General features: G+C 63.4%; 15 protein-coding genes and 1 riboswitch. Of the genes, 8 read left to right on the top strand and 7 right to left on the bottom strand.

Annotated features, from left to right (window positions below; genetic code table 11):
- The first annotated feature begins 73 nt into the window (after nucleotides 1-73).
- A riboswitch (cobalamin riboswitch) is annotated at nucleotides 74-276 on the top strand.
- Nucleotides 277-339: 63 nt separating this feature from the next.
- The 7 genes from cobT (at nucleotide 340) to prfB (ending at nucleotide 10,595) form a co-directional block, all read left to right on the top strand.
- Entirely contained in the window at nucleotides 340-1,392 is a 1,053-nt protein-coding gene (gene cobT, locus DENOEST_RS03090; protein ID WP_145769949.1) for a nicotinate-nucleotide--dimethylbenzimidazole phosphoribosyltransferase, read from the top strand.
- Nucleotides 1,393-1,610: 218 nt separating this feature from the next.
- Nucleotides 1,611-2,516 (top strand): cobalamin-binding protein, encoded by a 906-nt coding sequence (locus DENOEST_RS03085; RefSeq protein WP_232096423.1) that lies wholly within the window; start codon nucleotides 1,611-1,613, stop codon nucleotides 2,514-2,516.
- On the top strand, nucleotides 2,513-3,319 hold the full coding sequence (locus DENOEST_RS03080; protein ID WP_145769947.1) for an ABC transporter substrate-binding protein: 807 nt from the start codon (nucleotides 2,513-2,515) through the stop codon (nucleotides 3,317-3,319). The genes DENOEST_RS03085 and DENOEST_RS03080 overlap by 4 nt, the downstream gene beginning before the upstream one ends.
- 152 nt (nucleotides 3,320-3,471) lie before the next feature.
- Entirely contained in the window at nucleotides 3,472-4,374 is a 903-nt protein-coding gene (locus tag DENOEST_RS03075; protein ID WP_232096422.1) for a DmsE family decaheme c-type cytochrome, read from the top strand.
- Nucleotides 4,375-4,536: 162 nt separating this feature from the next.
- Nucleotides 4,537-6,975 carry an MtrB/PioB family decaheme-associated outer membrane protein gene (locus tag DENOEST_RS03070; protein ID WP_170228129.1) on the top strand — a complete coding sequence of 813 codons (2,439 nt, stop codon included), beginning with the start codon at nucleotides 4,537-4,539 and terminating at the stop codon, nucleotides 6,973-6,975.
- A 70-nt stretch (nucleotides 6,976-7,045) separates the two neighbouring features.
- Nucleotides 7,046-8,590: a DUF4214 domain-containing protein gene (locus tag DENOEST_RS03065; protein WP_170228128.1), complete on the top strand. Its 1,545-nt coding sequence runs from the start codon at nucleotides 7,046-7,048 to the stop codon at nucleotides 8,588-8,590.
- Nucleotides 8,591-9,490: 900 nt separating this feature from the next.
- Nucleotides 9,491-10,595 (top strand): peptide chain release factor 2 gene (gene prfB / locus DENOEST_RS03060; RefSeq protein WP_145769943.1). Its coding sequence is split into 2 segments (ribosomal slippage): nucleotides 9,491-9,571 and nucleotides 9,573-10,595, totalling 1,104 coding nucleotides; the frame shifts between segments, so codons are not numbered across the junction.
- Between the two features lie 30 nt (nucleotides 10,596-10,625).
- Here the strand turns inward: prfB and DENOEST_RS03055 are convergent.
- The 7 genes from DENOEST_RS03055 to DENOEST_RS03025 all read right to left on the bottom strand — a co-directional run bounded on the left by DENOEST_RS03055 (nucleotide 10,626) and on the right by DENOEST_RS03025 (nucleotide 18,756).
- Entirely contained in the window at nucleotides 10,626-12,200 is a 1,575-nt protein-coding gene (locus DENOEST_RS03055; RefSeq protein ID WP_145769942.1) for a peptide chain release factor 3, read from the bottom strand.
- A 136-nt stretch (nucleotides 12,201-12,336) separates the two neighbouring features.
- A complete protein-coding gene (locus DENOEST_RS03050) occupies nucleotides 12,337-13,095 on the bottom strand; it encodes an SDR family oxidoreductase (protein WP_145769941.1) in 759 nt (252 codons plus the stop codon).
- A gap of 11 nt (nucleotides 13,096-13,106) precedes the next feature.
- Nucleotides 13,107-13,985 carry a TonB-dependent receptor plug domain-containing protein gene (locus DENOEST_RS03045; RefSeq protein ID WP_170228127.1) on the bottom strand — a complete coding sequence of 293 codons (879 nt, stop codon included), beginning with the start codon at nucleotides 13,983-13,985 and terminating at the stop codon, nucleotides 13,107-13,109.
- A complete protein-coding gene (locus DENOEST_RS03040; protein WP_170228126.1) occupies nucleotides 13,939-15,192 on the bottom strand; it encodes a TonB-dependent receptor plug domain-containing protein in 1,254 nt (417 codons plus the stop codon). Before DENOEST_RS03040 ends, DENOEST_RS03045 begins: the two co-directional genes overlap by 47 nt.
- Before the next feature lie 131 nt (nucleotides 15,193-15,323).
- Nucleotides 15,324-16,136: a citrate synthase family protein gene (locus tag DENOEST_RS03035; RefSeq protein ID WP_145769938.1), complete on the bottom strand. Its 813-nt coding sequence runs from the start codon at nucleotides 16,134-16,136 to the stop codon at nucleotides 15,324-15,326.
- Nucleotides 16,133-16,948: a citrate synthase family protein gene (locus DENOEST_RS03030; protein ID WP_145769937.1), complete on the bottom strand. Its 816-nt coding sequence runs from the start codon at nucleotides 16,946-16,948 to the stop codon at nucleotides 16,133-16,135. Before DENOEST_RS03030 ends, DENOEST_RS03035 begins: the two co-directional genes overlap by 4 nt.
- Complete coding sequence (locus DENOEST_RS03025; protein ID WP_145769936.1) at nucleotides 16,945-18,756, bottom strand: thiamine pyrophosphate-binding protein; 1,812 nt, start codon at nucleotides 18,754-18,756, stop codon at nucleotides 16,945-16,947. The genes DENOEST_RS03030 and DENOEST_RS03025 overlap by 4 nt, the downstream gene beginning before the upstream one ends.
- A gap of 504 nt (nucleotides 18,757-19,260) precedes the next feature.
- On the opposite strand from DENOEST_RS03025, the gene DENOEST_RS03020 reads away from it, so the two are divergent.
- A complete protein-coding gene (locus tag DENOEST_RS03020) occupies nucleotides 19,261-20,298 on the top strand; it encodes an ABC transporter substrate-binding protein (protein WP_170228125.1) in 1,038 nt (345 codons plus the stop codon).
- Nucleotides 20,299-20,303: the final 5 nt, after the last annotated feature.

The following is a 20,303-nucleotide window of genomic DNA, read 5'->3' as shown; positions in this document are numbered from 1 at the left end:
ACAATGGTTCTGCCTTCCTCGGTGCGGCCCGGCCGGGTATCGAAAACCTGAGGTCGTTTTGACAGCCGGCGTATCAGCCTCGATAATCCGCAGCGCTTTAATCGTTCGGCAGACAAGGGAACACGGTGCAATTCCGTGACGGGCCCGCCGCTGTAACCGGGGACGCCGCTTCGCAAGGTTCATGACCAGCCACTGGGGAAGACCACTCCCCCGGGAAGGCGCGAGGCGAGCGGATGATCCGGAAGCCAGAAAACCTGCTGCCGAGGGTTCCTTTCAATCTTCGCTCGATGGCGCCCATGGCAGGCGCGCCACCGGACGAACCGGAACATGGAGAATCGGATGCATTCGCCCGCTTTGCCGCGTGCCGATCTGGCACGTCTGGACACCGGCCTCGACGCCGCCCTGCAACACAAGATCGACAACAAGACCAAGCCTCCGGGTGCCCTCGGCCGCCTGGAAGCTCTGGCCCTGCAACTGGGTCGCCTCCAGAACACCCTCAGTCCCCAGGTAAGCGCACCGCATATGCTGGTCTTTGCCGGCGATCACGGCGCGGCCCGAGCCGGCGTTTCCGCCTATCCCCAGGAAGTCACCTGGCAGATGGTGGAAAACTTTCTCGCCGGCGGCGCCGCCATCAATGTCTTCGCCCGCCAGTTGGGCTGGACCCTCCAGGTGGTGGATGCCGGCGTGGCCCACGATTTTGGTCCCCGCCCGGGCCTGGTGGATGCCAAGATCGCCGCGGGCACTGCCAATTACCTGGAAGGTCCGGCCATGCGTCCGGACCAGTGCCAGGCCGCCTTGGCCCGGGGCGCAGCCCTGGCACGGCAAGCCGCTGCGGCAGGCAGCAATCTGCTGGCCTGCGGCGAAATGGGTATCGGCAACACGGCCTCGGCCTCCCTGCTCACCCACTATCTGGCCCCCGCGCCCCTGGAACTGTGCATCGGCCGGGGCACCGGTCTCGACGACAACGGCCTGATGCGCAAGAAGGATCTGCTGGGCGCCGCCGTGGCCCGCTACCCGGGCGCCACCGATCCCCTCTCGATCCTGGCCCATTTCGGCGGTTTCGAGATCACCATGATGGTGGGCGCCATGCTCGCCGCGGCCGAAGCGAAAATGTTGATCGTGGCCGATGGCTTCATCGTCACCGCCGCCCTACTGGTGGCCGCCCGGCTGCAACCGGCCCTGCCCGACTATTGCGTGTTCGCCCACCGTTCCGGCGAGCCGGGGCACCAGTTGCAACTGGATGCCCTGGGCGCCCGCCCCCTGCTCGACCTGGGCCTGCGCCTGGGGGAAGGCACCGGCGCGGCCCTGGCCCTGCCCCTGATCCAGGCGGCCGCCAATTTTCTGGAGCAGATGGCCAGCTTCGAATCGGCCGGCGTGGCGGAAAAGACATGAGCGCCCCGCACGGCCGCCCGAAGGGACGCCAACCCAGCCCCGGAGCCGCGCAGCGGCGAACCGTCGTCACCCCCTCTCTCGGGGAGGGGGTTGGGGGGAGGGCGCCGTGCCGCATGGCCGCCCAAAGGCGCGGCTGCGTTATCCATGGAGCCGGCGTTAGCCGGCGAACCACCGTCACCCCCTCCCCTGGGGAGGGGGTTGGGGGGAGGGTAGTTCCAGTGAGCGCCCAGCAACGGCTGCGCTTGGCGCCGCTACTGCTTGCGCTGGTGCTGGCTCTGCCGGCCCAGGCCGAGATTTCCGTCGCCGACGACAGCGGCCGCACGGTGCGCCTGGCAACGCCGGCCCGGCGCATCGTCAGCCTGGCCCCCCACGTCGCCGAGCTGATCTACGCCGCCGGTGCCGGGGACCGCCTGGTGGGCACGGTGCAATTCAGCACCTATCCGGAGGCTGCCCGGCGCCTGCCCCAGGTGGGGGGCTATTCCCGCTTCGATCTGGAGGCCATCCTGGCCCTGAAGCCGGACCTGGTGATCGGCTGGCAAAGCGGCAACCCGGCAGAGCAGATCGCCCGCATGCAGAGCCTCGGGCTACCCCTGTTCCTCACCCAGCCGGATCGCATCGACGACGTGGCCCGCAACCTGGAGCAGATCGGCACCCTGGCCGGCACCGAGGCCACAGCTCGGGCCGCCGCCGCCCATTACCGGGCCCGCCACAAAGCCCTGGCCGCCCGCTATTCGGCGCGGCCGCCGGTGCGGGTGTTCTATCAGGTCTGGAAAACGCCCCTGATGACCGTGGGCGGACGCCAGATCATCAGCGATGTGTTGACCCTCTGCGGCGGCCGCAATGTCTTCGCCGACCTGACCGCCCTGGCCCCCACGGTCAACGAGGAGGCCGTGCTGGCGGCCGATCCGGAAGTCATCATCGCCTCGGGCATGGACCAGGCCCGGCCAGAATGGGTGGACGACTGGCGCCGCTGGCCAACCATGACCGCTGTGGCCCGGGGCAATCTGTTCCACGTACCGCCGGAACTGATCCAGCGCCACACCCCGCGCCTGCTGGATGGAGCCGAGCAGGTCTGCGGCCAACTGGAACAGGCCCGCAGCCGGCGTCCGGCGGCCAAGCCATGAGCGGCTCCGACCGGCTGCCTCAACGCATCGCCTGCCTCAGTAGCGAGACGGTGGAGGTGCTCTACGACCTAGGGCAGGCCGATCGCATCGCCGGCATTTCCGGCTTCACCATGCGTCCGACCCGTGCGCGCAAGGAGAAACCCAAGATCAGTGGTTTCTCTTCCATGCAGGTGGAGCGCGTCCTGGCCGTGCACCCGGATCTGGTGCTGGCCTTTTCCGACCTTCAGGCCGACATGTGCCGGAACCTGATCGAGGCCGGGTTGACAGTGCATGTTTTCAACCAGCGCAGCGTGGAGGGCATCCTGGACATGGTGGATACCCTGGGCCGTCTGGTGGGCGCCCAAGACCGAGCGGCGGCGCTGATTGATACTCTGGAATCCACCCTCGCTGCGGCACGCCGGGCGGCCCAGGCACGGGGCGGCCGGCGGCCCCGGGTCTATTTCGAGGAATGGGACGAGCCTCCCATCTGCGGCATCCGCTGGGTTTCCGAACTGATCGAGATCGCCGGCGGCGAGGACATCTTTGCAGAACGCGCCCACGCCCCCGGCGCCCGGGAGCGAATCCTGGCCGATCCTCTGGAAGTAGCGGTGCGCCAGCCTGACATCATCATCGGCTCCTGGTGTGGCAAGCACTTCCGACCCGAACGGGTGCAGGCCCGTCCCGGCTGGAGCGATATCCCCGCCATCCGCCAGGGGCAGGTGCACGAAATCAAATCTCCCCTGATCCTCACCCCCGGCCCCGCCGCCATCCGCGAGGGCCTACCGACCCTGGTCAAGCTCTTCGACGACTGGGCTCGCCACTGACATCCTGATCGGGCTGTGCTACCAAGGGTGGGAGTCTCCTCCAACCCGACGGCGGAGTCCTGCGCATCGACAGCAGGCATCGCCTCCCTCCGAAGGCCTTTCGAGCCTGGGAAACCATGACCAACGCAAGCATGCACAAGGCATGGAGAATAATGGTGCTGCTCATCTTCTGGGCGCTGCCGCTCTCCACCTCGGCGGCGGCACTGGCCGGGGATACCGGTGATTATGTGGGTGAGGCCCGCTGCGCCGGCTGCCACCGGGCCGAGCAAGGCAACTGGGCCCATACGGTGCATGCCGGGATATTTCATCTGAACCCGGCCGACGAACTGGCGGCCCGGGGCTGCGAGGCCTGTCACGGCCCCGGTGCCCGCCATAGCCAGGACCCCGCCGACAAGAGCGCGATCATTGCCTTCACCCATGGCCGCGGCCTCTCCAGCGAGGTCCAGAACCGGCAATGCCTTCAGTGCCACCAGGGCCGGCAACGCATGTTCTGGGCTGGCTCGACGCACCAGACACGGGATCTGGCCTGTAGCGATTGCCACAATCCGATGGCGAAGTTTTCGTCAGCGGGGCTGCTGGCGAAAGCCAGCGTCAGCGAGACCTGCTTCAATTGCCATGGACAGCAGCGCACGGAGTTCCGCAAGCGTTCCCACATGCCGCTGCCGGAAGGGAAAATGTCCTGCTCGGATTGCCACAATCCCCATGGCTCCCTCACCCGCGCCCTGTTGCGGACGGACAGCGTCAATACGCTTTGCTACGACTGCCACGCCGAAAAGCGCGGCCCCTTCCTCTGGGAGCATGCGCCGGTGCGCCGGGACTGCCTGAGTTGCCACCTGCCCCATGGCTCCAGTCATGAAAGCCTGCTCATGGTGGCCCGTCCATTCCTCTGCCAGCAGTGCCACGCCAATGTGTCCCACCCGGCCAATCTGGTCACGGCGGCCAACCTGCCCCTCGGCGCCATGCCCGACGAGCGGGCCGCCAATCGCAGTTGCAGCAACTGCCACGCCCAGATTCACGGCTCCAACCATCCCTCCGGCCCGCGGCTCCATCGGTAACGCGCATGGTCGCCAGCACAATCCCCGAGGATGAAAATGCGCCAAAGTAACGCCGCCCATCCCCGCCCCGGGGCGGGGCTACTTATCGGCTCGCTACGCTCGACGGTCACACTCGGCTCCGTTGATGCCTTTTCACATTCAGGCGCACGAGGGGATTCGGCCGTGGCAATCACGCTACCCCGCAGCCCACTCATCCTGCTGATGCTACTGGCACTGGTGGCGGGCTCACGGGCCGAGACTCTGCCCGGCGGCAACGGCATCCAGGGCAGTGCGCTGAACCCCGGCGGTCGGGACCCGACCCTGGCACCCAGCGCCACCGGCCTGTCCTTGCTCAAGACCACCCCATCCCGCTCCCCCAGCGGGCTGCTCTACGCCTGGCCCGATGACATTCCATCGGGCCTACCCCTGTTGCCCGACTGGGCTTTCCACCTCTCCACCGAGTTCGGCACCCTGTCCGCCCGCCGCCCGCAAGGGAACAGTTCCCGCCATGACCATGGGGATTTCAGCGGCGGCCCGGTGATCAGTTTTCTCGGCATCTCGGCGCAGCAGACCGGTTCGGGACACTACGGAACCTTCACGGCGACAGCCCTGGGGCGCGAGGATGCGTCCTGGCAGGCGCGCTTCGGACGCTACGGCGCCTACCAGTTGAGGCTCTACATCGACAGGATTCCCCAGTTGTTTTCCAGCCAGGCGCGCAGCGTCTTTCAGGGGGCTGGCACAGGCAACCTGACCCTGCCCAACCCGCTCCAGGCAGGCACGCCGGCCCAACTGGCGACGGCCCTGACGGCAGCGCCGACCTTCTCCCTCGGCTTCACGCGCCGCAATGCCGGCCTGGACCTGGAGGCCACGCCGGGGCGCAAGCTGCGGCTTTACTTCGACTATCAGCAGGAACGAAAAAGCGGCATGCGTCCCCTGGGCACGGCCTCCTCCTATCCCGGAGCACCCACGGTGGAGCTGATGGAACCCATCGACTACAAGACCCACAAACTGGCGACGGGGCTGCAATGGACGGAGGAGCGGGTGCAGGCCAACCTGGGCTACAGCGGCTCCCTGTTCCGCAACGGGGTCGACACCCTGAGCTGGGACTATCCCCTGGCGGTGGCCCCCGCCCTGCGCCGGGGCCGCATCGACCTCTATCCGGACAACGAGCAGCACCACGTCAAGCTCGATCTGGGCGCGGCCTTGCCCATGGGCGCCCGCCTCACCGGCGGGCTGGCCTGGGGTCGCATGACCCAGAACGACGCATTGATTGCCCCGACCCTCAACACCGGGGTCCTGGGCAATGTGGATCTGACGAACTGGAACACCACGGAGGCCCTGAGCCAGAAAAGCGCCCAGGCCCGCATCGACACCCGGCTGGCCCACCTCGGCGCTACCCTGCCCCTGTTTCGAGACCTGACACTCAACGCCAGTTTCCGCCACTACGAGGAAAACAACCGGACCCGCTACACCGCGCTCAACCCCCTCACCGGGCAGAGCGGCTATCTCGGACTTGACGGGGGCATTGGCACCATCGTACCCGGCTTCCTGCGGGTGCAGACCCAGAATGTTCCCTACGGCTATCGTCGCGACAACACCCGGCTCGAAGGCGACTACCGGCTCCTGGGCCGCACCAACATCACCGCAGCCTATGAACGTGAAGCCACCCGGGGCCAGTACCGGGAATTCGAACGCATCCACGAGGACACGATCCGGCTGGCCGTGAATAACCGCGATCTTCCCTGGGCCACCATCCGCCTGTCCTACGAGGAGGCGCGCCGTATCGGCGAGGGCTACCGATTCGATCCCAATGCCGGCGCCTATTCCAGCCAGGCTCTCCTCACCGCGCCGCCCGGCCTGGCCCAGTTGCGCAAGTTCGACATCGCCAATCGTCGTCAGCAGTCCCTCAATGGCCGCATCAATTTCATGCTCCAGGCCGACATGGATCTGGCGCTGTCCGGCCGGTGGCGGCGCAACGAATACGACGCCGCCTACGGGCGGCTCAACGACTCGACGACAGCCCTCAACATCGAATGGAACTGGCAGGCCAGCCCTGGTGCTTCGGCCTATGGCCATTACGGCTTCGAGCGCCTGCGCAACCGCATGGCCCAGATCAACGAGAACCCCGGCGGGCTGACGAGCGGAGATCCCAATGCCGGCGGCACCGCTTACCCCCTGGACAACCTGTGGCATGAATCGTCCCGGGACGATGCCCACCATTTGGGCCTGGGATTCCGCTACGCCTTTGCCCATGCAACCCTGGAGAGCAATTTCATCCATCAGGTTTCGCGCTACCGGACCCGCTATGACTTCGCCTCCGGGGGCGCCCTGATCAGCGGCACCGCCGCCAACACAGCGGGAGACGGCATGCCCGACATGCGTTACCGTCAGCAGAGCCTGGAGACCAGCCTCAGGCTTGCCATCAGCAGGAGCACGAAATTGCGCTTCTACCATCGCTATGGCCGTACCCGAATTCAGGATTGGCACTACGACGGCCTGCCCGTGGTATTCGCCAATGGGGCCGGAGTATTTCTCGACGCCGGACCGGGGAAGCTGTCGGAACGCCTGTTCGGCCTGTTTGTCCAATTTTCGCTGGATCAGGGAGCGGCGCTGGACGACTGATAAAGCCCTACTCAAAACATATTTGATAGTCGGGGGCGCCAAGACTAGGCTGAGCTTGGAGGTGCCTCCCATGAGTTTTCATCTCTATCAACTCAACGAGCTCTACTCCAACACCGACGGTTCCATCCAATTCGTCGAGTTGACCGTGGGTCCCTTCAATGGCGAGTCCTTCTGGCTGGGACAGTCAATCACCGCCACTCAGGGAGGGACGACGCATAGCTACACTTTCCCGAGCAACCTGACCAGTACAGCCACCGCCAACCACAAGGTACTGCTGGCAACCCAGGGCTTCGCCGATCTGGGGCTGGTGACGCCAGATTTCATCATTCCGGCCCAGTTCCTATTCACCGGCAGCGGCAGCGTCAACTTCGCCGGCGTCAGCAGCGTCAGCTACGCATCACTGCCCACCGACGGTTCCCTCTCGCTAGATGCCGATGGCAGTTCCGGCGTCAACTCGCCGACGAACTTTTCCGGCACGACGGGAACAGTGACACCGACCCCAACCAATAACGCCCCCACCGGGGGCGTCAGCATCTCCGGTACTCCGGCCCTGGGCCAGACTTTGACCGCCACCAATACCTTGGCCGATGCCGATGGACTGGGCGCCATCAGCTATCAGTGGAAAGCGGACGGCAACACCATCATCGGCGCCACCAGTACCACCTTGCTGCTGACCGAGGTCCAATTAGGCACCGCAATCACTGTCACCGCCAGCTACACCGATGGTCATGGCACAGCGGAATCCGCGAGCAGCACCGCTACCAGCCTGGTATCCGGAAGCCTGACCGGGAGCAGTGGCGACGACACACTAAATGGTGGCGCCGGTAATGACACGCTAACGGGTGGAGCCGGCAATGACACTCTCGATGGCAAGGGAGGAAGCGATATCGCTGTTTTCAGCAACAATCTTGCCGGTTATACGGTGATGAGGAATGGCGGCACTTATACGGTCACCGACAAAACGGCAGCAGATGGAACGGACACCGCGACCAACGTCGAATCGCTTCGATTTGCGGACTTCACAGTTAATCTGACGGTACAGGATGTCATAGCGACGGCTTCACAAGTCGATGTCCAGCACATCATGGAACTCTACGTCGCCTTCTTCAACCGGATACCGGACGCCGATGGCCTGTCCTACTGGATTGGACAAAGGAGTGGGGGACAAAGCATCAGCCAGATCTCGGAGTCCTTCTATGCCGCCGGTACTTCGGCTCAGTATTCCGGCCTGACTGGATTTTCTACCAGCATGAGTAATGTCGACTTCATCAATGTCTTTTACAAAAACGTCCTGGGAAGGCCTGACGGCGCCGATTCGGACGGACTAGCCTACTGGAACAGCAAACTGGCAGACGGTAGTTCTACCCGCAGTTCGCTGGCCCAGGACATTCTCGCGTCGGCGCATACCTTCAAGGGCGATGCAACATGGGGATTTGTCGCCGATCTGCTGGATAACAAAATCGCTGCCGCAAACACCATAGCCGGCGATTGGGGCCTGAACTACAACACTGATGCCTACACCCATGGTGTCACCATCGCTGCTGCGGTAACGGCTACCAGTATCGCTGGGGCCATTGAACTGGTAGGAATATCGGCGGCGGACATCCGTTTGTGACGGCGCAGAAGAAGCCATAACGGATCGCCCTCGGGCCGGAAGCAGAAATTCTGCGGACCAGCGCCCGAGTTCTGCTCAAATGGCCCAGACGTGCTGAGGCGCTGCCACTCACGATGGAGCCATGCTGTTGCCAAGGACACCGCAACCGGCAACCCCAGTTTGCATGAAATAAATATTGTGCGATCGCAATTTGCAACGAATTTGCATCGCAATATATTCAAATATTATAGAAGCTAATGAAATATTTATTTATTAGCCAATAAAAGCATAATTCAATGTTTTTATTTAAAAAACTAACTAAAGAGAACTATTTCACGAATATTGTTGCAATGCGAAAAAATAAATTGCGCATTGCAACAAAGTGTGTAAAATTCGAATCGTCAGAGCGTAGTTAATAAATCTGGCGACCCCTGAAATTTCGGAGATGCATCATGGAACTCGTTGCCACCAACATCACACTGATCGTTATCGGACTTGTAGCGCATCTGTCTGTTGTGATCCGCAACATGGCAGTTGGCGGCTACCGCTGATCCGAAGTGCCTCCGGGTACCGTATCGGCAATCTTGCCGAACGGTGCCCTCGATTTTCCGAGGACGGCAGTCCTTGCCTGGAACAGGCGTTTAGGTTCCGGCCAGAAAATCCAATGAGGCCCAGTTCGCCTCCCGGAGCCGAAAAGAAAGCTGTCAGGCTCTACCCTGACCTTTCTTCCCGCCTCCCCCTTCGGTCCTGAACCTGCGTCGCCGGTCAGTTCCCGCAACGACTTACCTGCTTCTGCCTGCCTCCGTGACACTTCACGCCGCAGCCCATTGCTGGTTGAGCACCAGATCGTGGGCATGTCATGGATGCAGCGAGTACCTCTTCCTGGGCCGCTATAATCGCGGTTTTTACGGAAAACTCGCCATGGACGCCGAACGCCTGAACCAGATCGCCAACCGCATTGCCGACCTTACCCAGCGTGGCAATGAACTTCGGAGGTATCTTTGACTTCGATGTCAAAGCGGAAAAACTCACCGAGCTGAACCGGGAACTGGAAGACCCGGCGATCTGGAACGACGCGGACCGGGCCCAGGCCCTGGGACGGGAAAAGAAATCCCTGGAAAATGTGGTGCTGGTCCTCGAATCCGTGACCCAGCGGCTCAAGGACGGCGACGAGCTGTTTGAAATGGCCCGGGAAGAAGGGGACGAGGACACCGTCGCCGCCGTGGAGGCGGACCTGAACGAGGTGGAGCAGGTGGTGGCGGGCCTGGAGTTTCGCCGCATGTTCAACAACCCGGCGGACCCCAACAACTGCTTCATCGACATCCAGGCCGGCGCCGGCGGCACCGAGGCCTGCGACTGGGCCAGCATGCTGCTGCGCCAGTATCTGAAATACTGTGAGCGCAAGGGTTTCAAGGCCGAGATACTGGAACAGACCGACGGCGACGTGGCCGGCATCCGCAGCGCCTCCATCAAGGTGGAGGGGGACTACGCCTACGGTTACCTACGGACCGAAACTGGCGTGCACCGGCTGGTCCGGAAAAGCCCCTTCGATTCCTCCGGCGGGCGCCACACCAGCTTTGCCAGCCTCTTTGTCTCCCCCGAAGTGGATGATTCCATCGAAGTGGACATCAATCCGGCAGACCTGCGCATCGACACCTTCCGCGCCTCCGGCGCCGGCGGCCAGCACATCAACAAGACCGACTCGGCGATCCGCATCACCCATGCACCCACCGGGATTGTCGTCCAGTGCCAGAACGACCGCTCCCAGCACCGCAACAAGGCGGAGGCCATGGCGATGCTGAAGTCTCGGCTCTATGAACTGGAACTGCGCAAGCGCCAGGCCGACGCCGACAAACTGGAAGCCAGCAAAACCGACGTGGGCTGGGGCCACCAGATCCGCAGCTACGTGCTGGACAACTCCCGCATCAAGGACCTGCGCACCAACGTGGAAATCTCCAACACCCAGAAGGTGCTGGACGGAGACCTGGACCCCTTCATCGAGGCCAGCCTCAAGCAGGGCGTATAAAAAACAAGGGCCGCATATCGCGGCCCTTGTTCAATGGACTTCCCGGGTCTCCAGAAATTCGATATCCGGGTAGCGCTCCTGGGTCAGTTGCAGATTGACCCGGCTCGATGCCAGATAGACATAATCATCGCCCCCATCCAGTGCAACGTTCATCGGGTACTTGTCGGCGATGGCCTTGAGCTGATCGGGACTGCCCTTGAGCCAGCGCGCCGTGGACACGTTGTAGGACTCGAAGATTGCATCCACGCCGTACTCGTTCTCCAGGCGGTGGGCCACCACATCGAACTGGAGGGCGCCGACGGCGCCCAGGATCAGGTCGTTGGTCCCCAGCGGACGGAACAGCTGGGTAGCCCCTTCTTCCGCCAGCTGCTGCAGTCCCTTCTGCAATTGCTTGAGCTTCAGGGGATTCTTCAATACGGCCCGCTGGAACAGTTCCGGTGCAAAGGAGGGAATACCGGTGAAGCGCAGATCCTCGCCCTCGGTGAAGGTCTCGCCCAGGCGGATGGTACCGTGGTTGGGAATACCGATGATGTCACCGGCGTAGGCCTCATCCATGGTGGTGCGGTCCCGCGCCATGAAGGTGATGGCGTTGTTCACCGCCAGCATCTTGCCACCGGCCACCTGTTTGATCTTCATGCCCCGCTCGAAACGGCCGGAGCAGATGCGCAGGAAGGCGATGCGATCCCGGTGTTTGGGGTCCATGTTGGCCTGTATCTTGAACACGAAGGCCGCGAACTTCGACTCGTGGGGCTGCACGGCGCGGGTCTGGGCGGAACGGGCCAGGGGCTCCGGGGACAGGTCCACGATGGCATCGAGCACGCTCTGCACGCCGAAGTTATTGACACCGGAGCCGAAGAACACCGGCGTCTGCCGCCCCTCCAGATAGGCCGCCTGATCGAAGACATGGGACGCGCCCCGCACCAGCTCGATGTCGTTACGCAGTTCCTCGGCCTGGGTGCCGATCAGTTCGTCCAGACGGGGATTGTCCAGACCGTCGATGATCTCCGAGGTACCCTTCTCGGCCTGGGGATCGAAGAACTGGATGATGTCGTTGTGCAGATGATAGACACCGCGGAAGCTCTTGCCCATGCCGATGGGCCAGGTCATCGGCGCGCACTGGATATTCAGCACCGACTCGATCTCGTCCAGCAGGTCGATGGGCGCACGGCCCTCCCGGTCCAGTTTGTTGATGAAGGTGAGGATGGGCGTATCCCGCAGCCGGCACACATCCAGCAGCTTGATGGTGCGCTCTTCCACGCCCTTGACCGAATCGATTACCATCACCGCCGAATCCACCGCCGTCAGGGTACGGTAGGTGTCCTCGGAAAAATCCTCGTGGCCTGGGGTGTCCAGCAGATTGACGATGTAATCCCGGTAGGGGAACTGCATCACCGAGGAGGTCACGGAAATGCCCCGCTGCTTTTCCAGTTCCATCCAGTCCGAGGTGGCGTGACGGCTGGCCTTGCGCGCCCGCACCTCGCCGGCCACCTGGATCGCGCCACCGAACCAGAGCAGCTTCTCGGTCAGCGTGGTCTTGCCCGCGTCCGGGTGGGAAATGATGGCAAAGGTGCGGCGACGGGCGATTTCAACATCCAGGGCAGACACGGCGTAACTCCGGGCAACGGCAAAGGGTGCGCATTATCCGGCAAAAACCGGCGCGCCCCAAGGCCGGGGCGCACGGGCACGCCTGAATGGGTCGCTTCCCTCGCCCCCTTGCGGGGAGAGGGGGCGACCCTGCGCGTCAGAGAAGCGCCGTGCTGATGGCCCCGTCCACCACGATTTCCGTGCCCGCCACATAGCTCGAATCCGCGCAGGCCAGGAACAGCGCCACCCGGGCCACCTCCTCGGCCGTGCCGAAGCGCTTGAACGGCGACTTGCGCTCGAATTCCAGGCGGGCGGCCTGGACAACATCGTCCGGCACTTCCCAACGGCCAAACCCCGGCGTGTCGATGGGACCGGGGCTGATGGCATTGACGCGGATGCCCCGGTCCGCCAGTTCCAGTGACAGGGTTTGCACCAGGGAACGCAGGGCAGCCTTGCAGGCTGCATAGACGCTGAAGTTCGGCGACCCCTTCTGGTTGGAAATCGATGTCGTCACCATCAGGGAAGCACCTTCCTGAAGCAGGGGCAGTGCCTTTTGCAGGGTAAAGAACACTCCCTTGAAATCCACCCCGGCGATGTCGTCGAAATGGGCTTCATCAATCAACGCGAAGGGCGCGGGACGAGCAATGGCGGCATTGGCAAACACAATGTCCAGCTTGCCGAAGCGCTGCTTGATGTCGGCCATGGTCAACTCGATATCGTCCAGCCTGCCCATGTCCCGCTGGAGTACCAGCGCTTCGCCGCCGAGCAGCTCCCGGGACTGTTGCAGGGTAGCCGCCTCCCGTCCGGTAATGACCACCTGGGCGCCGTGATCACGAAACAGGCGCGCCGTCGCCAGGCCGATACCGCTGTTGCCGCCGGTGATCAGGGCAGTCTTGCCCAACAATTTCTGTTCCATCGATTTTTCTTTCAGAGGCTATGAACAAGTTGCACATACCAGCCACGGCCGGGCATGGGCAGGTCGAAGGGAAGATTGGTGGCGGGGGCCAGAGAAGGCTCCCGCACATCCGCATCGAAGAGATTGGTCACCGTCCCACGGAATTCCCAGTTGCCGAACATCCGCTCCCGGCGCAGGGCCAGATTGACGCTGGTGTAATCGTCGATCTGGCCGCGGCTGTCCCCTGGCTGGCGCTTGCGGTCGGCGACATGATTGAGGCTGGCATCAAGAGTCCACATAGGGAGGGGTCGCCAGGTGGCCTGACCAAAGTAGCGGCGATGGGGGGCAAGACCAGCGTCCAGTCCCGAGGTTTCGTCGACGGAATGCTGCGCGGAAACACTCCCGGTCAGGCGCAGATCCCGGCTCAGGTCCCAGGTCGCCTCAAGCTCCATGCCCTGTCCATGCTGCTTGCCGGAGTTCTGGGCGGTGGAGCCGGTGGTGGGAACCGCGTTGGGAACGAAACGGATGATGTCATCCCACTGATAGCGGAACACATTGGCATTCACCTGGAGATCGCTGCCCACCTGCCAGGAGACGGCCGCCTCGAAGGTGCTGACCGTTTCCGGCTTCAGCTCCGGATTGCCCTGGACCACGGGATTGTTGATGCTGTACAGCTCGATCCAGGAAGGCGCCCGGAAAGCCCGGCCGAACATGAACTTGGTGGTCAGATTCTGGGCCGTGTCCCAGACCAGGGCCAGGCGCGGGTTGGTGGTACCGCCAAAATCGGAGTACTTGTCATGGCGCAGGCCAGCAGTCAGGGTCCAGTCCCGGGTGAAATTCCACTCATCCTGAAGGAAGACGTAATCAACCTTGCGCGACCCGGTTTTCAGGAAGGGCGCGGTGGACGACACATCCGTGATCGCACCCAACGGAAAGGGGAAAAGCCCCCCCGGGGGTCGTGACAAAAGTGAAATTCTTGAACTCCTTTACCCGATAGATCTGCTGCACATCATGGCCAAGACCGAAACGCAGCCGATGGTCCTGCCAGCCGGAATAGCTGGCATTGGCCGAGGTCCGCAGCGCACGTTCCCATTTGCTGGGGGCGCCGATCATGCCTTCCGGATAACAGGGGAAGCCGCAGGCCGCGCCAAACGCCCCAGCGGGAAACAACCGTAGCGGTGTCGGAACGGTGTTGGCCTGATCCATGAAATTGATCTGGGCCGTCACGTCCCAGTCCGGGCGGAACTGGATATCGCGCCAGATCAGATCGGCGGTATAGCGCTCCGATTTTCCTCGACCCACCGGGTCCAGGGCATCGGCGGTGCCCGGCCCTGTCTCGACATCATCTCGCAGGCGATAGCCGAGGCGCAGGCGCCAATTGGCATAATTCATGTCCAGTTGGCCGTCGATGGCGCCGTAGCCCTCGTGTATCTCCCCGGGCGCCAGGGAGGCGCGGGTCCCGAGGGCGGCATCCAGGGCGGTCTGGGCGTCGGCGTCGATACTGCGGCGCTGGCCGTTGGTCCTGCCCACGCGCAGATAGGAGGCCACTTCGATGCCGCCCAATTCGCCTCCATACTGGGCCCACAGATCGTGGGTCCGGAAAGAACCCAGGCCGATGCCATAGCGGGTGCCGCCGATTTCCCTGGCGCTCTTGGTGGTGATGTTGATGACGCCGGAAAACGCATCGGCGCCATAGAGGGCCGAGCCCGGGCCCCGAATGACCTCGATCCGGGAAATATTCTCCACCGGCAGGCTGGTACCGAAATCGGTGCGATTGCCCAGATAGACGCTGGTCATGGGCACGCCATTCATCAGCATCAGCACCTGGGGATTGTAGGTGCTGGTCATGCCCCGTATCAGGTACTGGGAGGTGGAGATGGACTCGGACTTGGAAACATGGAGACCGGGCACATGGGCCAGGACTTCGTCGATATCCCTGGCCCCCATGTTGCGGATCTCCTCCGCCGTGATGACGCTGGCCACCGCGGGCGCACGGGACAGCAATTGCTGCCCGCCGGTGGCGATGCTGACCGTGGACTTTTCGCCGAAGGACAGACTGAGCTCCGTCTCGTCCTCGAATTGGGCCAGCGCCGGCTGGGTGCCCAAAAGCAGCGCCATCCAGGCAGCAAGGGACCTCAATGGCCATCTCTTCGGAACTACTGACGATATTGCGATCATGGACACGCCTCCCTTCTTGTTGCAACGGTTTATCCGCCCCATTATTTCCCAACCCGCCCTGTTTTTTCTGCTCAAGACTCGCCCCAGGTGCGCCGCGCAGGGCCTGTGTAGTGGATTTGTCTGCATTTGAAATGCAGGGTCGCGCCTTCCGGACGGTCAAGGGCATCAAGATAACAGGGGGGCATTCCTGCCAGAAAAGCAGGCAAGGTAAATAAGTAATTTTCTTGGGAGGAAAGTCCTAAGTCGAGCGCAAGGGCGGCGGAAACGACTGCGTAGTTCATACGCATGCGCCAGCGGCCGGCAAGCAGAATGTCCTCTATCTGCTGCGCGAGGCACACAAAGGGACCGTCGGCCAATCCCTCGGCCCGAGCCATCGCCATGATGGGGCCGTTCCGCTCGTCAACGTCCATGCGCCGTATCGGGCGGCCATAGCCGGGGATGCCACGATTGATCCGCAGGTAATCCTTGACGACTTTCTCCAGAGCTTCTCCGGCTTCGCAACGTTGTCTGGCTTGCTCCAGAAACCCGGCAATCGCGGCGATGATCTGGCCACCATAAATTCCGGCTTCCGACACTGCCATGGCAGCGGCCACTCCCAATGCGCCAGTACTCCGGGCACTACCGGCCAGAGCCGTGACGCGGTTGTTCCAGAGCCTTGCATCCGGGTAGCTGGTATAGGCCCAGATCGCGTCGAGCAAACGCAATTGCGCAGCACTGAGCTGCCGCCCGGTAATGCCGAAGATATACAGTCCGAGCCAACTTGTATCTTTCAGATCCCGATGCAGATCATGGCCGCGAAACACCGCCCGCTGGCCGGGAAAGGCTCCTCCGACGCGGGAGCGCAGTGGTCCGGCATGGGCTTCCAGGATGGCGGGGTCGGTCATGTCGATTCTCCGCTGGCGCCCGGATCATCTTCCAGTTCCAGGGCAAAAAAGGGAAAGTGACGAAAACCCAGATCCTGCTGTTCAAGCGCGTGGGCGGCAGCACCAGGCAGACGTAGCAGCAGGAACAGCATTTCCCCATGGTGGGGGGCAAACCCCAGATCGGTCAATGCGGCGGCGGCCACGCCTATCATGGACAGGGGGTGGCCGGCCACGGCTTCCAGTGCCGCCCGTTCCTGGCACAGCCATGTCAGGGCGCCGCCAGTCAGGACGGCGGACAGGCTCGTCAGGGTCTGCACCACCGGTGCAACGCAAGTGCTGCCATAGGCCGCGAAACCGGGGGGGCGGGACGGCGACGGCCAGACTTCGAGCCGGGATGGCGCGGCGCGGGTGCCGAGGCGGGCAAGCCGGGTTGCCGGATCGGCGCCAGACGCTTGCCAGGCCACCATGGCTTCGTACAACTCCCGGGCGCCGCCCCCGGCACCGGCACCGACCGCCAGAGCCGCCATCAGGGCCGATGCGGCGGTAGAGTCGCCCACCCCGGCCGCCATCGCAGCATGGACCGAGGGATCGCGAGGCCCCGGATTGGCCAGGGCGATCGCCAGCATGCGCAAGGCGCGGGCCGCAGCGGCAGCGGGCCGTTCGCCCCTGAACAGGAGGTAGAGATAGTCGATGTAGTCGGCGCGTTCCAGCAGATCGCCGAAGACATCGTAGCCCCGGCAGAAGCAACGGGCGGCGGCGTAGGGGTTGTCCGCTTCCGCCTCTTCTTCCCAGATATGGGTACTGATGGTTTCCGCATTCAGTTCCTGGCTCATGGCGCCGTACCCAGGGCGCGCATGCGCAGGCTCATGGGCGGCACCTGCTCCGGGTCGATATGCACATCGAGCAGGGTGGGGCCCCGGCGACTGCAGATAACGGCGACATCCAGGACTGCGAAGTCGGCGGGGCTGCGGATGGTGTGGGCCTCGGCGCCCATGGCTCGGGCCATGGCGGCAAAGTCGGTAAGGGGTAACTCGAAACCTATGGGTTCGGCGTCGGCCAGCCGCTGGCCATGCTTCACCATGCCCAGTGCCTGATCGTTGAGCACCACGTAGATGACTTTAAGTTTCTCGGCCACCGCCACCGAGATTTCCTGACCATTCATGAGCATGCTGCCGTCGCCGGTGAAACAGACCACGGGCACGTCGGGATTGCCGGCGGCGGTGCCGACCGCGCCGCCGATGGCCCAGCCCATGGGAGCGAAGTCCATGGTCAGGCGCAGCCAGCCGCCATCGCTCTGGCGGCGCCCCTGGCCGCGGCGATGGGTCTTGCGGGCATCCCGCCGTTCGCCAACGCGCTGGTCCTGGGGTGTCAGGTAATGGATGCTCCAGGCCAGACTGTTGCCGGCATCGGCCAGGTAACGGACGGAGGGCGGGAAGCGGGTGCTGAACTCGTGCATCAGGCGCTGCGGGGTGATGGGCGTCGCCGAACTGCGCATCTGGGCCCGGTCGAACTCAGACAGGAAGGTCTCGGGGTCGACGGCCGGACGGCGCGGGCGCGACGATGGTTTCTCACTTTCGATGCGTGCCAGCAGGCGGTCGAAAATGCTGCGAATATGGCCGCACACATGCAGTTGGGCCATGGGTGAGCGCATCAGGTGCTCCTCATTGGAATCGATATGAACCATCTTGCTATTGAGCAGGCTGTCACTCCAGCCACTGCTGGTCCATTCATTCATGCTGGTGCCCACCGCCAGCACCAGATCGATACGGGGGTCGCTCAACAGAGCATCGGCCGAAACGTGACCGGCGAAACCGAATACGCCGCGATTGTAAGGGTGGCGCGGATTGACCAGGCCCTTGCCGTCTGGCGTGGTGACGAAAGGCACGCCCTGGCGCTGGGCGAACTGAAGCATGGAAGGGGCGGCCTCGCCGCACCAGCCGCCGATCAGCATGATCGGGTGCCGAGCGGCGTCGAGCAGTTCGCCCAGGCGCTGAAAGGCCTCGTGGTCGAACATGGCGCGCGGCATGAGCTTGTGCCGCAAATCATAACTGGGCTCGGCACTGACGATGGGGCTGCGCATGATGTCCAGGGGCACGGAAAGGTGGGCCGGTCCCCGCGGCGGACGGGCGGCACGCATCAGGGCTGCCACCAGCTTGTGCTCCATCTGGTCGGGATGGGAAACCAGGGAGTTATAGCGGGTGCAGTGGCTGAACATGCTCAGCGTGTCGATCCCGGTACAGGCCGACTCCTGCAGGGCGTGCCGGCCGAAGGCGGACATGATGGGCTGACCGGTGATCACCAGCATGGGAATGCCGTTGTCCTTGGCGCAGGCGACGCCCGTGATCAGGTTGGTGGCGCCCGGTCCCGAAGTGGCGCAGCAGACGCCGATCCTGCCGGTTTCCCGTGCATAACCGTCGGCCATGAAAGCGGCGCCGGCTTCGTGCCGCGCGACGACTGGCCGGGGTCCGCCACGCCGGGCGCTGCGCGCCAGGGCGTTGTAAAGCGGTTCGATGGCGCCCCCGGGCACGCCGAACACATATTCGATGCCCAGTTGCTCCAGATAGGCGACAACCAAATCCGCGGCCTCGACCTGCGGCACCTCGGCAGTCATGGGGTTATTGCGCAGGGGCACCACAGACATCCTTCCTCTCCTGTTATTTTTTAGAAGCTCAATCCGAACCCTTATATCGGCCGGGAAACTGACGAACTATGCCGAAAGACATAGTTACGCGCAAGCCTTCGTCATGAGATAAATGATAGTGATCCCGCATTGGCAGCAGCATCCAGAAAAACCTGAGCCATTGCGACCCCGCCCATCGGGGAGCTTATCGAATCGGGTTATCAGGGTAATCGAAATCCCCGAGACAGCAGCATGGACATGGCGACAGAATGCGGTAACATCGACCGGCCTCTTCCCGAACACGAGTCGTGAGCCCCCTTATCGATAACCTTTTTGCGTCGGCAATCCGGGCGTTGCGACCCGCACACCCTCGGGGCATCCAGGGAGGTTCCCGTCGCCCCCTCCGGACACGGGCTCCCTGTATGAGCGTCCCGTACGGCTGTCCGAAGGGCCTCGTTACACAGCCCGGAGCCGCGGGGCGACGAACCGCCGTCATTCCCTCACATGGTGATGGGGGGTAGTCCAGTGAGCAGATCAAGACCTGCGGCCACCCTGTTGCTGTCACTGCTGCTGGTACCAGCAGCCTGGGCGGCCGGGCCTGAAATGCCAGCAGCACGGGGCACCCCGATGTTGCTGGCCCTCGACACGACCACCGGGCATTCGCCTTCCATGCGCGCCGGCACCGAGGCCATCGCGACGGGGGCGATGATTGCCGTGATCTATCCGGAATCGGCCGAACCCTATCGCAGCATCTTCACCCAGATCATCGAAGGCATCGAGGACAAGGCCCGCAACCGGGTCACGCGCCTCCTCGTCGGCAGGAATTCCAGCAACCAGGATATCGCCAACGAATTGCGGCGACAGGATGTACGGGTGGTGATCGCCCTCGGCCGCAACGGCCTGAGGACAGCCATGGCCGTCAATGGCGAATTGAAAATCGTCGCCGGCGGCCTGCTATCCCTACCGGAAGCCGAGAGTCGCAAGGTCACCCTGCTCAGCCTGGCGCCAGACCCCGGCCTGCTGTTCGAGCGCCTCAAGAGCCTGATGCCCGAGGTGCACCGGGTCCATGTGGTCTTCGACCCCAACAACAGCGGCTGGCTGATCCGTCTGGCACGGGATGCCGCCCGCGCGACAGGGCTGGAACTGGTGGCCCAGGAGGCGGGCGACCTGGGGACGGCGCTGGGCCGTTACCAGTCCTTGCTCGCCACGGCGGATCCCAAACGCGATGCCCTGTGGCTACCCCAGGATTCCACCACGGTGGACGAGTCCACCATATTGCCCCTGGTGTTGCAGGAATCCTGGAGCCGCAACCTGGCGGTTTTTTCCAGCAATCTGGCCCATGCGCGGCGTGGCGCCTTGTTTTCCCTCTACCCCGACACCACTGAAATGGGGCGCAACCTGGCCCTGACCGCCATGGACAGCCTGTCCGGCACCGTTGTTCGGGGTCAATTTCCGCTGCGGAATCTGTTGCTGGCCGTCAATATGCGCACCGCCAGCCATCTGGGCTTGAAGTTCAGTGAGCGGCAGCAGCAGACCTTCCATCTGACCTTTCCCGAACCCTGATCTCC

Source organism: Denitratisoma oestradiolicum (assembly GCF_902813185.1).
Classification (GTDB): domain Bacteria; phylum Pseudomonadota; class Gammaproteobacteria; order Burkholderiales; family Rhodocyclaceae; genus Denitratisoma; species Denitratisoma oestradiolicum.
The sequence above is the reverse complement of the archived record's forward strand: the minus strand, read 5'-3'. Positions and strand labels throughout refer to the sequence as shown.